Origin of the sequence: Kineococcus indalonis (assembly GCF_009906395.1) — a bacterium.
GTDB lineage: Bacteria > Actinomycetota > Actinomycetes > Actinomycetales > Kineococcaceae > Kineococcus > Kineococcus indalonis.
Map to the genome: position 1 here is coordinate 1 of NZ_JAAALM010001022.1, position 455 is coordinate 455.

General features: G+C 76.0%; 1 pseudogene. It reads left to right on the forward strand.

Features of this window, described 5'->3' with window-relative positions:
• Positions 1-18: 18 nt before the first annotated feature.
• Positions 19-455, forward strand: a pseudogene (locus tag GTR00_RS22505) (hypothetical protein); the annotation flags it as partial.

Below are 455 nucleotides of genomic sequence, written 5' to 3' on the forward strand. Positions count from 1 at the left end.
GTCCCCGGGGTCCCCGAGTTGCCCGAGGAGGCCGTGGTGCGCCTGCTGCACCTGCCGCTGCGGGCGCGGGCGCGCCTGGACCGGCACGTGGAGGGCCTGCTGCGCGAGTTCGCGCTCGTGCGCATCGGCGACCGGCGCGACGGCGCCCCCTCCGCCGTGCCGGCGCGGCTGCTGGAGCTGGCCGTCGAGGCGGAGACGACCTACGCCCCCTACCGCGCCCAGCGCGCGGGGCAGATGGACGAGGCGCTGGCCGCCGGCGAGGAGTTCTTCGACGCCGTCTACACCACCTCCACGCGCTCGGCGCGGTTCGTGCGGCAGATGCTGGAGGTGCTGGAGGAGGCGGACCGGTTCTGCGCCGAGGAGCACCTGCTGACCCTGCCCGCCGACGTCGAGCTGGTGGCCTTCCGCCGCTGGATGTTCGGCCAGATCCTCACCCAGCTCGCCGGGGGCGGGGC